Annotated in this window: 15 protein-coding genes; 13 read left to right on the top strand and 2 right to left on the bottom strand. The window is 67.0% G+C overall.

The genetic code is table 11. The features are described 5' to 3' along the window. Together VGU00_RS01775 and VGU00_RS01770 are read right to left on the bottom strand one after the other, a co-directional pair. A complete protein-coding gene (locus tag VGU00_RS01775) occupies positions 1-702 on the bottom strand; it encodes an anti-sigma factor (RefSeq protein ID WP_327464879.1) in 702 nt (233 codons plus the stop codon). Continuing rightward, positions 699-1,187 (bottom strand): RNA polymerase sigma factor, encoded by a 489-nt coding sequence (locus VGU00_RS01770; RefSeq protein ID WP_327464877.1) that lies wholly within the window; start codon positions 1,185-1,187, stop codon positions 699-701. Before VGU00_RS01770 ends, VGU00_RS01775 begins: the two co-directional genes overlap by 4 nt. Positions 1,188-1,298: 111 nt before the next feature. On the opposite strand from VGU00_RS01770, the gene VGU00_RS01765 reads away from it, so the two are divergent. The 13 genes from VGU00_RS01765 to VGU00_RS01705 all read left to right on the top strand — a co-directional run bounded on the left by VGU00_RS01765 (position 1,299) and on the right by VGU00_RS01705 (position 14,748). After that, positions 1,299-2,567, top strand: a complete 1,269-nt coding sequence (locus VGU00_RS01765) for a S8 family serine peptidase (protein ID WP_327464875.1) — start codon at positions 1,299-1,301, stop codon at positions 2,565-2,567. A gap of 94 nt (positions 2,568-2,661) precedes the next feature. Next, complete coding sequence (locus VGU00_RS01760) at positions 2,662-3,513, top strand: hypothetical protein (protein WP_327464873.1); 852 nt, start codon at positions 2,662-2,664, stop codon at positions 3,511-3,513. A 428-nt stretch (positions 3,514-3,941) separates the two neighbouring features. Next, positions 3,942-4,310, top strand: coding sequence for a BlaI/MecI/CopY family transcriptional regulator (locus tag VGU00_RS01755; protein WP_327464871.1), 369 nt, complete (start codon positions 3,942-3,944; stop codon positions 4,308-4,310). Continuing rightward, on the top strand, positions 4,307-6,001 hold the full coding sequence (locus VGU00_RS01750; RefSeq protein WP_327464869.1) for a M56 family metallopeptidase: 1,695 nt from the start codon (positions 4,307-4,309) through the stop codon (positions 5,999-6,001). Before VGU00_RS01755 ends, VGU00_RS01750 begins: the two co-directional genes overlap by 4 nt. A gap of 152 nt (positions 6,002-6,153) precedes the next feature. Further along, positions 6,154-7,071 carry an MBL fold metallo-hydrolase gene (locus VGU00_RS01745; RefSeq protein WP_327464867.1) on the top strand — a complete coding sequence of 306 codons (918 nt, stop codon included), beginning with the start codon at positions 6,154-6,156 and terminating at the stop codon, positions 7,069-7,071. Next, positions 7,072-7,851, top strand: coding sequence for a hypothetical protein (locus VGU00_RS01740; RefSeq protein ID WP_327464865.1), 780 nt, complete (start codon positions 7,072-7,074; stop codon positions 7,849-7,851). Next, on the top strand, positions 7,848-8,495 hold the full coding sequence (locus VGU00_RS01735; protein WP_327464863.1) for a DUF4230 domain-containing protein: 648 nt from the start codon (positions 7,848-7,850) through the stop codon (positions 8,493-8,495). Before VGU00_RS01740 ends, VGU00_RS01735 begins: the two co-directional genes overlap by 4 nt. Before the next feature lie 64 nt (positions 8,496-8,559). Then, complete coding sequence (locus tag VGU00_RS01730; protein WP_327464861.1) at positions 8,560-9,270, top strand: adenylate cyclase; 711 nt, start codon at positions 8,560-8,562, stop codon at positions 9,268-9,270. Between the two features lie 71 nt (positions 9,271-9,341). Then, on the top strand, positions 9,342-10,331 hold the full coding sequence (gene nadA, locus VGU00_RS01725) for a quinolinate synthase NadA (RefSeq protein ID WP_327464859.1): 990 nt from the start codon (positions 9,342-9,344) through the stop codon (positions 10,329-10,331). A gap of 127 nt (positions 10,332-10,458) precedes the next feature. After that, the gene (locus VGU00_RS01720) at positions 10,459-11,607 is read left to right on the top strand and encodes a DUF2853 family protein (protein ID WP_327464857.1); all 1,149 of its coding nucleotides are present in this window, start codon (positions 10,459-10,461) and stop codon (positions 11,605-11,607) included. Positions 11,608-12,611: 1,004 nt separating this feature from the next. Next, complete coding sequence (locus VGU00_RS01715; protein WP_327464855.1) at positions 12,612-12,875, top strand: GlsB/YeaQ/YmgE family stress response membrane protein; 264 nt, start codon at positions 12,612-12,614, stop codon at positions 12,873-12,875. Between the two features lie 120 nt (positions 12,876-12,995). Then, complete coding sequence (locus VGU00_RS01710; RefSeq protein ID WP_327464853.1) at positions 12,996-13,265, top strand: GlsB/YeaQ/YmgE family stress response membrane protein; 270 nt, start codon at positions 12,996-12,998, stop codon at positions 13,263-13,265. A gap of 319 nt (positions 13,266-13,584) precedes the next feature. Beyond that, positions 13,585-14,748 carry an efflux RND transporter periplasmic adaptor subunit gene (locus VGU00_RS01705; protein WP_327465759.1) on the top strand — a complete coding sequence of 388 codons (1,164 nt, stop codon included), beginning with the start codon at positions 13,585-13,587 and terminating at the stop codon, positions 14,746-14,748. Positions 14,749-14,762 lie beyond the last annotated feature (14 nt).

The raw sequence follows: 14,762 nt of genomic DNA, 5'->3' as shown, positions 1-14,762 counted from the left end.
TCAGCGGCGCGCCCAACCCTCGTCGCGTGCCTGCTGTTCGGCGGCGGCGTCGAGCGGATCGCCCGTCATCATCGCGGCCGCAGCGGCCGCGAGTTCGCCCGACGAGGCTTGCCGATAATCGGTGCCCGCCTGTCCCTGCATCGTTCGCTCGAGATTCCAGCGTCCGTTATCGCGGCACCCGATGCCGTCCAGCGATGCGCTTTCGAAACTGCGGCAATAACGCCCGTCCTTGTCCTGAAAGCTGAGCCCGATCCGCACCGCTGCGTCGGGCGGCTGGTTCGAGGCAAGTTGCGTATCGAGCGCCGCGGCCAGCGGACCTGCCGCGACCACCGTGCCATCCGCTTCGGCGACGCTCGCGGCGGGCATCCACGGCCGCAGCCCCAGCGTGAGCCCGAGGATGAGCGACGCCGCTATCGCGCCCCAATGCACCGGGGCGAAGCGCGCCCGTTTCGCTTCGCGCCGTGCTGCAAGACTGGCGTCGGCCGCTACGTCGGGGGTCAGCAGCGCGCGCAGCCGTTCGGGCACCGGTTCGTCGACCACGGGCGCATAATGCGCTGCGAGCCGCGCCTTGAGCGCGCGGTGGCGGGCAATCTCGGCGGCCAGCGCGGGATCGCTCTCCGCCTCGCGTTCGATGCGCCGCGCGGTCAGGTCGTCGAGTTCTTCGTCGACAAAGGCCGCGACGGTGGCGGGATCGAACCTCATGCGGCTTCTCCGAGCAAATGCACCAGCGTCTCGCGCCCTCGGGCAAGGCGCGAGGTCACGGTGCCGATCGGCACCTCCAACATGTCGGCGGCCTCGCGATACGCATAGCCTTCGACGAGGACGAGCATCACCACCTCGCGCTGTTCGTCGGGCAGGCGCGCCATCGCGCCGTCGACATCGCCGCGCAGCGTCCCGGCCTCGACCTCCGCCGCGCCGTCGCCTGCGATCTGCGTGACCGCGTCGTCGATCGGCGTATGGACGCCGCGCCGGCCCGCGGCGCGGCGCTCGTCGATCCAGAGATTGCGGGTGATGCGGTACATCCAGCTATCCAGTCTTGTTCCCTGTTGCCACTGATCCTGCGACTTCAACGCGCGCTCGATCGCCGCCTGGCACAAATCGTCGGCGTCGCTTGCGTGACGCGCCAGCCCGCGCGCAAAGCGGCGCAGACGGGGCAGCAATTCGACCAGTTCCTCTTCGAAGCGCATTGTCGCCTTTTCGGTAGTTCGAGGAAGAAACGTCGGCCTTCTATCGTTTCTTCCGCGACCTGCTAAATTTTTTCGGGAACCGGTTCCGACGCCGGCCCTTGTGAGACTGCGATGCGATACTGGGTGACCTCTCTGGCCTTGTTCGGCCTCCTGCTCGGCGGAGCGAGCGCGCATGTCGCCGCGCAGATCGCCCTGCCGTCGGTGCACCTGCCCGAGGTGGGGCGCGTCCTGCCGCCGCTGCCCGAGCTCGATGCCGGCCGGCTGGCAGACGTCGGCGACCGGCTCGTACGGGTACGGCTCGACCGGATCATCGGATTGGTCAGGACGAATCGCGACGCCATCGAACTCGACGAACGCGGCGAACCCGCGGTGCGCGGCGTGCTCGTCGCGAGCGGGGTCGATGCGGCAATGATCGCGCGGGCGGGCAAGGCGGGGTTCGCGCTGGTCGATCAAGAGCGCATCGACGGACTCGACCTCGACATCGCACGGTTTCGGGTTCCCGAGGGACGCGGCCTTGCGCGTGCCCGCAAACAGCTTGCGAAGCTGCTGCCGGAGGCGGAGGTCGATGCCGACAATCTCTATTTCGCCAGCGGACCGGGCGGCGCCCTGCCGCACGCCGCGCTGGCGTCTGCCGCGACGGGCGGGTTCGCCCGGATCGGCCTGATCGACGGCGGCGTTGCGGCGCATCCGTCGGTCGCGGGGCGGGTCGAGCAGCGCGGCTTCGCCAAAGGCGCCCCGTCGGCAAGCCGTCACGGAACGGCAGTGGCGTCGCTGCTGGTCGGGACCGGAACGGTACAGGGCGCCGCGCCCGGCCAGCGCCTGCTCGCCGCCGATGTCTATGGCAGCGATGCGGCGGGCGGCAATGCGAGTGCCATCGCCCGCGCGCTCGGCTGGCTGGCGCAAAGCGGAGTCGCGGTGACGACGATCAGCCTTGTCGGACCCGACAATAAATTGCTGTCGGCTGCGGTCAGCCGCGCGCAGCAACGCGGGATGCTTATCGTCGCGGCGGTCGGCAACGACGGACCTGCTGCGCCGCCGGTCTATCCGGCGTCCTATAAGGGGGTCTTCGCCGTGACCGGGGTCGATGCAAAGGACCGCGCCCTGCCGGAAGCGGGGCGCGCCCTGCATATCGACTTTGCGGCGCCGGGCGATGCGGTGCTTGCGGCGACCGGCGCGGCCAGCAGCGACCGGCTGCGCGGGACCTCTTTCGCCGCGCCGCTCGTCGCCGGACGGCTCGCGCTCCGCTATCCGGCGCCATCGATCGACAGGATCGCGCCGGCGGTCAGCGGGCTGGTGTTCGAGGCGCGCGATCTCGGCAGGAAAGGCCGCGACAAAATCTATGGTCATGGCCTGATTTGCGGCACTTGCGGCGGCCGCTAAGCCCGGCTTCGAACTTTTTCGGGAAGAAAACCGAAATCCCCGTCGTTCTCCCTGCAAGGCCCAACCCCTCCGGGCCGGATTCAGGAGCAGGACAATGGCAAAACATCTCTTCATCGCGGCGATCGCGGCATCCGCCATCGCGCTTTCGGCGCCGGCCTCGGCGCAGCTGCTTGGCGGCAGCGGCGGGCTTGGTGGAAATTTGGGTGGCAATCTCGGCGGCACGCTGGGCGGAACGCTCGGCAACCCGACCGGACCGATCGGCGGCACGCTCGGCAGCGCCGGCGAACTGAGCGGATCGGGACGCGGCGAGGCGCAGGTCGATCGCCGTTCGGGCCGCGTGCGCGGCAAGGGCAATGCCGATGCGAACGGCCGGGGTTCGGCGAATGGCGGCGGCGACCTGCTCGGCAACAGTCTCGGTGGCAACGCGAGTGGCGCCGGCAGCGCGTCGGGAAGCGGCAGCGTCGATGCGCAGGCGGTCGGCACCGATTTCGTCGGCAGCACGGCGCAGGGCGCGGTCGGCGCGGCAAGGGGCGCGGCTTCGACCGCAACGGGCACCGCGCGCGGAGCGGTCGGGACTGTCCGCGACCGGACGGGCCCAGCGCTGTCAGGCGTCTCGGGCAGCGCGAGTGGCGCCGGATCGGTCGCGGGCAGCTTCCAGGGCGGTCTCGGCCAGCTCGCCGCCGCGGGCAGCGGTGCTGCGAGCAGCGCCGGCATGTTTGCCGTCGAACCCGGCATGGCGGTCACCGACGCCCGCGGCAAGGTGATCGGCTATGTGCAGGATGTGCGCCAGACCGGCCGCGGCGTCGTACAGGCGGTGACGGTCGAGGTCGGCGACCGCGTCGCGACGCTTCCGGCGGCGAGCTTTGCCGGGTCGGGCGACGTCCTCGTCACCGGCATGACCAAAGGTCAGCTCAAGAAAGAGGCTGAGCAGCAAGACGCCGAATGATCGAAATGGGGTGGCCGCCGTCCGCGGCGGCCATATTGCTGGACGGGCCGCCGCCGCGGTCCGTCCTTTTTTTGTTCGGGTGAAAAGCGTCCGGGGGGCGGGGCCTTTCGGCCGCTCCGCCCCCCGTCTGCATCGGGGGCAAGTGGGGTTTTCCCGGGTGGGGGCAGGGGACATCAGGGACCAGACTGATGTCCCCCACCGCTCCATTGAGCGGAACACTCGGGAACATATGATATCATACAAGGGCCGTGCCAAATCTGCGCTCGTACGCTTTTCGGTGCGGGACGCTGGTTAGCAATTTCTTACCGTGCCGACCGAGTGTCAAAAATCCCGACAGTCTGGCGTTCAGCTTCGTTCAGCAAGCGTTCAGCCCTTTGACTACATTTGTAGTCGTGTCGTAGTCGACGACGCCAATGGGAGGGGTCCGCATGGCAGAACGAGCAAGCGAGTCGGAGATGCAGGTGCTGTCGGCGCTGTGGGAGGAAGCCCCGCAGACCGCCGCCGACCTGACCTCGCGCATCGGCAAGATCAACGGCTGGACGCAGGCGACGGTGAAGACCCTGCTCGCCCGGCTGGTCCAGAAGGGCGCGGTGACGGCCGAAGCCGATGGCCGGCGCTATCTTTATAGCCCCGCGGTCGAACGCGCCGATGCCGTCGGCGAGGAATCGCAGCGCTTCGTCGACCGCCTGTTCGGCGGGCGGGTCAGCCCGCTGATCGCGCATCTCGCCGATCGCGAGGCGCTCACCGATACCGATATCGCCGAGATCGAGGCGCTGTTGAGGAAGCTCAAGTCATGAACGCCGCAACGCTCATGCAGCTGTGGGGCGACACGATGCTCACCACCACGCTCCTCGTCCTTGCGGTGCTTCTCGTCCGCAAACCCTTTGCGCGGCATTTCGGCCCGCGACTTACCTATATGCTGTGGCTGATCCCCGCGCTGCGGCTGGTGCTGCCGCCGCTGCCCTTTGCCGAGCCGGTTCCGGTGGCAACAGGCGTTGTCGACGCCGGCGCGGTCGTGATGTTACCGGTCGATACCGCCGCCGCGGTGCAGCCTGCGGCATGGTCGCTGGTCGACGTGATGCCCTATGTCGTCCTGCTCTGGGCGGCGGGCATGGTCGTCGTACTCGCGATGGCGATGCTTTCGCACCACCGGTTTCGCGCCGCCGTGCTGGCCGAGGCGGTCGAGCTCGAACCGATCGGTTCGATCCGGCTGGTGATGACCGACGCGGTCGATGGGCCGGTGGCCTTTGGCTTGTGGCGCCGCTTCGTTGCCGTCCCGCATGACTTTTTTGCCCGCTATGTCGCCGAAGAACGCGCGCTCGCGATCGATCATGAACTGGCGCACCACCGCCATGGCGATCTGTGGGCGAATGCGGCCGCGCTCGTCCTGCTCGCGTCGCAATGGTTCAACCCCTTCGCCTGGCGGGCGATCCGCGCCTTTCGCTTCGATCAGGAAGCCGCGTGCGACGCGCGCGTGCTGACGATGGCCGACCAGGATGCGCGGGGCGCACGCACCGCCAGCTATGCGACCGCGATCGCCAAGGCGGCGGTGGGCTCGCGGCTGTCGCTCGCAGCGCCGATGGCGGTCCATGACAATCTGCAGGAGAGGCTGACGATGTTGTTGCAACAGGATATTTCGAAGAAGCGCAGCCTGACCGGCCGGCTGCTGATCGGTGGCGCGGCGCTTGCGGTGCTCGCGACGACCGCGACGCTCGTCCCCGCCGGCACGGCGCGGGCCAGCGCACAGGTCGCCGAGATTCCCGAACCGCCGGCTCCCCCGCCGCCCGTCGACGTGCCGCCGCCGCCCGAAGCGCCGCCGGCGCCCGACGCGATGGTCTTCACCTCGACCGGTGAGGATGTGACCGAAAGCGTCACGACGTCCGGCGATAGCAAAAGGCGCGAAATGCACCGGATCGTCATCCGCCGCGACGGCGAAGGCGACAAGGCGAAGACCGTGACGATCGCCCCGACCAACGGCAAGGCGCCCAAGGCCCGGCAGATCGAATTTCGGACCTTTGGCAGCCTGTCGCGCGACGATGTGCTCGCGACGCTGAAGGAACAGGGTATCGACGGCAAACAGGCCGAAGCCATCGCCGACAAGCTGGAGGCGAAGCGCAAGGAGCGCCTGCGCACCGCGCTCGCGCCCATGCCGCCGCTGCCGCCCCGGCCGCCGCTGCCGCCCAGGGCTCCCCGCCCGCCGGTTGCCTGGGCACCGGCCCAGGGACATGCGATGGCGGTAGCCCGCTGCGGGTCGGGTCAGGCCGCGCCGACCGTCGACCGCGAGGAAGTCGCCGGCAACAAGCGCAGCCGCTATGTGATGATCGCCTGCGCCGATGGTCCCGAGGCAAGGGCGCAGCGCCTCTCGGCGCTCAAGAAAGCGCGCGAACGCTTCCTCGAGAGCGACAGCAACCTGTCGGACAATATGCGTGCGAAGGTCGCGGCCGACCTCGACAAGGCGATCGCCGAAATGGAGAAATCGGACCATTAGGACCGAATAGCTTCGACGCCGGTCTTTGCTCCCCGGTGGGGCCGGCGGCTGGGGCGGGAGAGGGGGCGGCCCATGTCGCCCCCTTTTTCGCGTCATCCCTTTTTCGCGCCCGCTCCCTTTTCCTTTCGGGGATGCAGTGCCACATGGAGGCCATGAGCGAAGAAAAGCCCTGGCCCGATACGATCCGCGCCGGCGAGTGCGAACAGCATGAACCGCTGGTGCGCCGCGTCCTCGCGCCCAATCCGTCGCCCTATACCTTTACCGGCACCCAGACGTGGATCGTCGGCGCGGGCAGCGACGTCGCGGTGATCGATCCCGGACCGGTGGGGTCGGGGCTCAGCATCGGCGACCCCGCCGACATCAATGGCGCGGGGCACGTCGATGCCATCCTGCGCGCGGTGGAGGGGCAGCGCGTTGCCGCGATCCTGTGCACCCACACGCACCGCGACCACAGCCCTGCCGCTGCACCGCTGAAGGAGGCGACGGGCGCGCCGATCATCGGCTGTGCGCCGCTGGCGCTCCGCGACGACGGGCCGCGTGCGGACTCGGCGTTCGATACCGATTATGCGCCCGATCGCATCCTCACCGACGGCGACCGGATTTCGGGTGACGGCTGGACGATCGAGGCGGTCGCGACGCCCGGCCACACCTCGAACCACCTCTGCTTCGGCCTGGTGGAAACGCGCGCTCTCTTTACCGGTGATCATGTCATGGCCTGGTCGACCAGCGTCGTCAGCCCGCCCGACGGCGACATGGCGGCCTATATGGCGAGCCTGTCCAGACTCTATGACCGCGACGACCGCGTCTATTATCCCGCACACGGTCCCGCGGTGACGAAACCGCGGCAACTTGTGCGCGGTATGCTCGGTCACCGTAAGCAGCGCGAGCGGCAGATATTGCGCGAACTCGAGAAGGGGACCGCTGTGATCCCGGTCATGGTGCAGCATATGTACAAGGGCCTAGATCCCCGGCTGACCGGCGCCGCCGGCCGCTCGGTGCTCGCGCATCTCCTCGATCTCGAGGCGCGCGGCGTCGTGCGTGTGCACAATGACGAATGGGAACTCGCCTGAATGCTCCTGCCGCTCCTGATCGCCGCGGCGCAGCCCGTCGCTGCGCCCGCCAATGTCGTCGTCGAACTTGTCGTGGACGAGGACGGGCGGCGCTGCCTTCCCGACAAGAGCCTGTGTCTCGAACTGCCGGGAGAAGGGACGGACGAAGGCGGCCGCGAACTCCGGCTCTCGTCGCTTGCGGCGGGCGATGGCGGCGTAATTTCGCTGCCGCTGCCTTATGGTGCCGACGGCAAGGGCATCAGCCTGTGGCCGAACATCGTCCCCGTCCCCGCGGCGAATGAGGAGGGCGCAAAGCCCGCCGCCGAGTTTCTCGTCGGTGTTATCGAGGAGGAGCGCGCGATGTATTCGGGCGGCGGCGGTTCGGGCGGGCGGCTCCACCTGCTGCGTGTCGGCATGGCGCCGCATGCCGCCGGTCTGGTGGAGGTGCTCGACACCGTCTGGGACAGCTCGCTGATGATCCGTGCCTGTTTTTCGGAACAGGATATGAAGGACCGGCTCGGCGCGTGCCATGACGAATATAGCTTCACCGGCGCGCTCGGCGCCGCGGCCTCCGATGGCGGTGAATTGCCCGCGCTCACCCTTCGCACGACCGCGACCGCCTATCCGCAGACGTCGCGGCGCACCGAGGACAATAGCGGTACGAAGCTCAAGAAGAGCGATCTGGCGCATTGGAAGGATCTTGAGTGCAGCTACGCGCGTATATTGCATTATAACCCCGCGACGGGGCGATACGAAATGGATCGCCCGGCGCCCGACTGTTCGGTCTATACAACGCCATGACGATGCCCGCTTCCTCACCCGCACCGCGCCTGTTGCCGCGCCTGATCCTGCTTGCGGCGGCGGCGCTGATGCTCGTCGCCGTCTGGTGGGCGGTCACGGCCTGGCGCGACTGGCAAAAGGGCTATGATCCCGAGACCGTCGTCGCGGCAAGCCTGCAAGGCTTGCAGGAGCAGAATGTGCTTGTGCCCTTCACCGCGCGTTATGTCGCGGTCGTGACCTCGACGCAAAGCCGCCTTGGGCTCAGCGCGAAAAAGACTCTGATCATGCCCGGCACCGTCCGTTACGAGCTCGATCTCGGCAGGCTGAAACAGTCCGACCTCGCCTGGGACGGCGCGACCAATGCGCTGACGGTCACGCTGCCGCCGCTACGGATCGCGGGGCCCGAGATCGATATCGACGCGATTAGCGAATATCGCGACGGCGAAATCCTGCTCACGCTCACCGACGCCGAACGCACGCTCGACGCGGCGAACCGCAAGGGAGCGCAGGAGGAATTGATCAAGCAGGCGAAGGGGACGACCCCGATGCGTCTCGCGCAGGGCGCCGCGCGTACTGCGGTCGAACAGAGCTTTGCGATGCCGCTGAAGGCCGCGGGGATCGACGCGAAGGTCACGGCGCGCTTCGCCGACGGCCCGGCGCGCTAATTCCCGTCTTTCCGCGTTCGCGCGGCTTTGTTATCCTCCGTCCGGGTCGGGCAGGGGGATTGGCATGGCTACGGCTGCGGAGCGCGCCGCGCGCGCCGAACTATTCTGGCATCGCCTGGCGATCGGCCTTGCGGTCTTCATCGTCTTCGGTTTCGTCCAGTTCGCGCTCAGGGGTTTCGTCGATCCTGTCGCGGCGCCTTTCTGGGTGCATGTTCATGGCGTCGCGATGCTTGCCTGGCTCGCGCTGCTGATCGCGCAGCCGACACTCGTTTCGCGCGATAATCTCGCGTTGCATCGGCAACTCGGACGGATCGGCGGGCTGCTCGCGATTTTCATCACCCTGCTTGGCATCTTCACGGGCATCGCCTCGCTGATGCTGGGCCGCTTCCCGCCCTTTTTCACGCCGCCCTATTTCCTTGCGCTCACTGTCACCGAATCGCTGGTCTTCGGTGCGATGGTTGGCTGGGCGATCCGGCGGCGGCGCGCTTCCGACTGGCACCGGCGCCTGATGATCGGGGCGACGATCGTCATCCTCGAACCCGCGCTCGGCCGGCTGCTGCCCATTCCGCTGATGGGGCCGTGGGCCGAACCCGCGGTCGCGCTCTGCCAACTCGCGGTGGTCGCGATCGTCGCCGGCTATGACCGGCGCAGCCGCGGCGCGGTGCATCCTGCGACCTGGGCGGTCGCGGCGGTTGTCATTGCGACGCGGGTTGCCATATCGCTGCTGGCGATGACGCCTCCCGTCATCGCGCTTGCGGAGCGGCTGGCCGGCTGACGCGGTCAATTGCCCTGTCGCGGGTCGCGGTGTAGGGGGTGCGCCAAGGCTAAGCCATATAAGGAAATGCCATGACTGCTCCCATCCGCGAGAATCTCTCGGGCCTCGACCTGCGCGCCGAAATCGAACGCCTCCGCAAGGAACGCAACGCCGTCATCCTCGCGCATTATTATCAGAAGCCGGAAATTCAGGATTTGGCCGATTTCGTCGGCGACAGCCTCGAACTGTCGCGCAAGGCGGCGGACACCGACGCCGACGTCATCGCCTTCTGCGGGGTCAAGTTCATGGCCGAGACCGCGAAAATCCTCAGCCCCGAAAAGACGGTGATCCTGCCCGACATGGACGCAGGCTGCAGTCTCGAAGACAGCTGCCCGCCCGAACAGTTCAAACGCTTCCGCGAAGCGCACCCCGATCATATCGCGCTGACCTACATCAACTGCTCGGCAGCGGTGAAGGCGCTCAGCGACATCATCGTCACCTCGTCGAGTGCCGAGACGATCATCAGCCAGATCCCGCCCGAGCAGAAGATCATCTTCGGCCCCGACCGGCATCTTGGCGGCTATCTCAACCGCAAGTTCGGGCGCGACATGCTGCTGTGGCCGGGCGTGTGCATCGTGCACGAAGCGTTCAGCGAGACCGAGCTTCTGAAGCTCAAGGCGCAGCATCCGGATGCCCCCGTCGCGGCGCACCCCGAATGCCCGCCGCACATCGTCGATCATGCCGATTATGTCGGGTCGACCAGCGGCATCCTGCAATTCGCCAAGAACTTCCCCGGCGACACGCTGATCGTCGCGACCGAGCCGCACATCATCCACCAGATGGAACTCGCGTTGCCCGAAAAGAATTTCATCGGTGCGCCCGGCGCCGACGGCAACTGCAACTGCAATATCTGCCCCTATATGGCGCTCAACACGATGGAGAAGCTCTATCTCGCGCTGCGCGACCTGAAGCCGCAGATCGAGATGGAAGAGGGGCTTCGCCTCGCCGCGCGCAAGAGCCTCGACCGGATGCTCGAAATGGCGTCGGGGACGGTGGGCAAGGGCGACCTCGGCAAGCGCTAGCCGAAGCCGCGGCGCCTTTTTTTGCTTTTGCGGAAAATAATGTAAGTTCCGCCTCCTAAGGCGCGAGTCTCGCCCCCCGTGCGAGCGTCTGACGGCGAACCCTTGCGTCTGGCAGGAGGAAAATCGCATGGCAGAAGATTGGCTGGCGGATGTCAGGAAATATGTCGCGGACGCCGACGAGGCGGTGGTGTCGAAAATCGTCGCATATCTCGGCATCGCGCTTCGAAATCGCGATTCTTCACTCGTTTCCTTCAGCGACAAGAAGGAAACCGACCGCGTCCGCGAGAATTTCCTCAAGAAAAAGCTGGGGCTGACCGACGACGACACGACGCTCGACGCAGCGATCGCGGGTGTCGGCGAGCGGATGAAGGAAGACCGGACCAAGAACCGCGTCACCGTCTATTATCTCCTTGCGCAGCATTTCGGCCTGCTCACGCTCTTTGGTGGCACGGCAGGTGCCGCGGGCGCTGCCGGGGCGGCGGCCGCGCTGGCATCGGCTGGCGGTCCGGACGAGGATGCCGGAAAAGATGACGCCACGGCATCGGCCGCGCCACTGGCGGCTGCCGGCCTCGCGGGGGCCTCGGCCGCCGCGGCGGCGGAGCCGGCTGCTGCGCCAGCCGCGGCGGTGCCGCCAGTCGCCGCGCCCGAGGCTCCGGCACCCGCGGCCGCCAGTCCGCAGCGCGCCTATGGAAACGGCAATGTGGATTCGGGCGGGGGCGGCGATGTTGGTTCGAGCGAGGGCGGCGGCATGGGCTGGCTTGGCTGGCTCCTGCTCGCGCTCGTGCTCGCTGCGCTGATCTTCTTCGGGCTGCGTTATTGTTCGAAGCAGGAAGCGGCGGTTGCGCCGCCGGCCGATCAGGCAGCGGTCAGCGAAACGGTGCCGCCCGTCGATACCGCGACGCCGACCGCAGCGGCCATCCCCGAGGGGGCGGGCGTCGTGGCGGCCGATCGCGAGGGCAAGCCGATGCTGACGGTCTATTTCGACACCGGCAAATCGGAGGTGTCGAACGACCTGACCACGGCGGCGTCGGCAGTGAAGGCCTATCTCGACAGCAATCCCGCCGCGACACTTGCGGTATCGGGCTATAACGACCCGACGGGCAATGCCGCGGCCAATGCCGAACTGTCGAAGAATCGTGCGCAAAGCGTCAAGGCCGCGCTCGAGAAGCTCGGTTTCGCGGCCGACCGTGTCGTGCTCGAAAAACCGGCGGAGGCGACGACGACCGGAACCGACAATTCGGCGGCGCGCCGGGTCGAGGTGACCGTCAAGGGATGAGCCTTCCGATTCGGGCAAGGGCGGGATCTTCGTGTCCCGCCCTTTTTTATCGGGCGGCCGAGTCGCGACTCGCAACGTTTCGATTCGCGACCCCGGGCGATATGATTCGCGGCGCAGGATCGGCATCAAAATGCTGCAATGCTGTTACAAAAATGCTGCGGTGAATCCGCTTGTTGCTAATGCCGGACTTATCCACAAGCAGGAGTGATCCCGGGCCGCATTTCAATGATTTTCTGTTGGCGCCCCGAACGCTTCATGTCAGCTTCAAATCATCGGACGACAGAGACGACAGACCGCCGGGACATCAAGGGTAGTTGCAAGATTAGCCTGAAGAGAACGGACTGGATTGACGAGGAAATCGACCGGTAGCCTGGTCACGGAACGCAGCGATTCCCACGAGTTGATGCGAACCCGATCGGGTACAGGAAACGCAGTCCATCGCTTGGAGAGCGACCGCTTCGGCGGACGCAGGAAGAGATGATGAAGGGCTTTCCAGGTGCGGCCGGCCCCCGAAAGGGGGCCGACCAAACCGTCGCCGGATTGTTCCGGCGTGCGCCGCAACGCATCGTTTTGCGGGCCGCTGATCGAAAGAAAAGCGGACCGGGATGAAGTGAGGCGGAGTGCGTGGGGCAAAACCGGATAGTGGGGGTTGGCAGCGATGCCGGCCCCCATTTCGTTTGCGCAGCGGGGTTTTGGCGCCCCCCGGCGCAGCGGAGCGCCTCCCGCCGCGCCCGGCCAGCCTCGCATCTTTATTTTGCGGCCTGTGACATTCGTCACATTCCCGTCAAGCGCGCCTGCTTATCCCGATCCCGCGACCCGGAGACGTTCCCGAACCGGAACCGATCCCACTTTCCCGGCCGCGCTCGGCAGCGAGCCGGCCGGGAACCTTTCGCGCCCCATCCGCATTCTTTGACCATCGTTGAAACGATGTCCGGGCGCGACCGGACGTTCACAGCTTCGCCGGGCGTCGGCGTCTGCCCGGCCGGTTCAGGAAGGGACATATCATGGGTCTGATCATCACATTGATCGTCGGCGGGATCATCGGCTGGCTGGCGAGTATCGTCATGCGCACCGATGCGCAGCAGGGGATCATACTGAATGTCGTCGTCGGTATTGTCGGGGCTTTCCTCGGCAATTTCCTCGGCAGCTTCTTCGGCATGGGGGCGAGCCTCGACACGTTCAGCCCGGTCGGTCTGCTCTGGGCCTTCATCGGCGCGGTGGTCTTGCTGGGGCTCATCAACCTCGTGCGGCGCGGCAGCGTCCGCTGAGCGGCGTGGCGGCGGGGCTGATCGCGCCGTCGCCATTCTGCTAGGCGATTTCAGATATTTGCGTTACCACATAAGCGTCTGCGAAAGCAGGCGGCAGAAACGATCGTAGGGGGTCATCATATGACTTGGATTATCGCAATCATCATGGGCGGCGTTATCGGCTGGCTGGCCAGCATCGTGATGCGCACCGATGCCCAGCAGGGCATCTTCCTGAATATCATTGTCGGCTGTCTGGGGTCGATCCTCGGCCGCTTCCTGTTCGGCAGCTTCCTTGGCGGCGGACATTTGCGCGGCAATGCGTTCGATCCGATGACCCTGCTCACCGCCTTCATCGGCGCGGTGGTTCTGCTCGGGATCGTCAATCTCGTCCGGCGCGGCCGTCTGCGCTGATCGTCGGTCCAGCGGTTCGCCGGCTCCTCGGAACCGGCGCCGAAATCGGGGCGGCCGCCACCTGGCGAGCCGCCCTTTTTCATGTCCGTAACGACTGGAAATCGGGGCAGAACCTCTCTATGACCGCGCGGCCGGGGGGCAGAGGTTCGGGCAAAGTTTCGCCTCTTGCCAGTGGTGATTTAATTAGGTAATACACCTCGTTGAGGAAGGATCCTGTCGTGCGGGGTCGGGGGACGGGCGCGTTTGCGCCTGTCGCGGTTTGATGCCGTGCGAAGCAGGGAGGGTTTTCGGCGTGAACTACGAGCGGAAAGTGGATGTGATGGACAGCCTGGCGGGCACGCAAAGCTATTATGAAGAAGCCGGCAACCGGCGCAAGCGGACGCTGATGATCGTTGCGCTGGTGCTCATCGCGCTCGCGCTCGCGGCGGCCTATTATGCCTTCACCCACGGCAAGGGTGCGGCCGATGCCGCGGGGCAGGGCAATGCCACGATCCCGAACGTCACCGTCGTCATTCCCGGCCGCGTGTCGGTCGAGGCGGCGATCTCCGCCAACGGCACGATCGCGGCACGCCGCGAAATGCCCGTCGGTGTCGCGGGCGAAGGCGGGCAGGTCGTCCGCGTCCTTGTCGAGCCCGGCCAGTGGGTCGGCGCGGGACAGACGCTCGCCGTGATCGACCGGTCGGTGCAGACGCAGCAGGCCGCAAGCCTTGCCGCGTCGATCCGCGTCGCGCAGGCCGACGCCGATCTCGCGCAGGCCGAACTCGAACGCGCGCAGGCGCTCGTCGGGCGCGGCTTCATCTCGAAGGCGGACATGGACCGCAAGCGTGCGACCCGCGATGCGGCCAACGCGCGCGTCCGCGTCGCGCAGGCGCAATATTCCGAAGCGACCGCGCGCAACGCGCGGCTGAACATCGTCGCGCCCGCGGCAGGGCTGGTGCTGACGCGCCAGGTCGAACCCGGCCAGATCGTCGGCGCGGGCAGCGGCATCCTGTTCCGCATGGCGCGCGGCGGCGAGATGGAAATGCTGGCGCAGATGGCCGAAGCCGACCTCGCGCGCGTCAAGGTCGGCACGCGTGCGACCGTCACGCCGGTCGGCAGCGACGCGAGCATCGCCGGACAGGTGTGGCAGAAGTCGCCGGTCATCAACATGGACACGCGCCAGGGCACGGTGCGCATCGCGGTTCCCTACAGCGACGCGCTGCGCCCTGGCGGCTTTGCCGACGCGCGGCTGATCGCGGGCACCGCCGAAGCCCCGCTGCTCCCCGAAAGCGCGGTGCAGAGCGGTGTCGACGGCAATTTCGTGCTGGTCGTCGATGGCAATAATGTGATCAAGCGCGTGCCGGTGAAGGTCGGCACGGTGACCGACAGCGGCGTGTCGATCGCGTCGGGCCTGACGGGCACCGAAAAGGTCGTCGCGCTGGCGGGCGCTTTCCTCAATCCCGGCGACAAGGTGAAGCCGGTGGTCCAGAAATCGTCGCAATAACCGGGCCGGACGGC

It is taken from the genome of Sphingopyxis sp. (assembly GCF_035944815.1).
Classification (GTDB): Bacteria; Pseudomonadota; Alphaproteobacteria; order Sphingomonadales; family Sphingomonadaceae; genus Sphingopyxis.
Note: the sequence above shows the minus strand (reverse complement) of the source record. Positions and strands in the feature narration are given on the sequence as shown.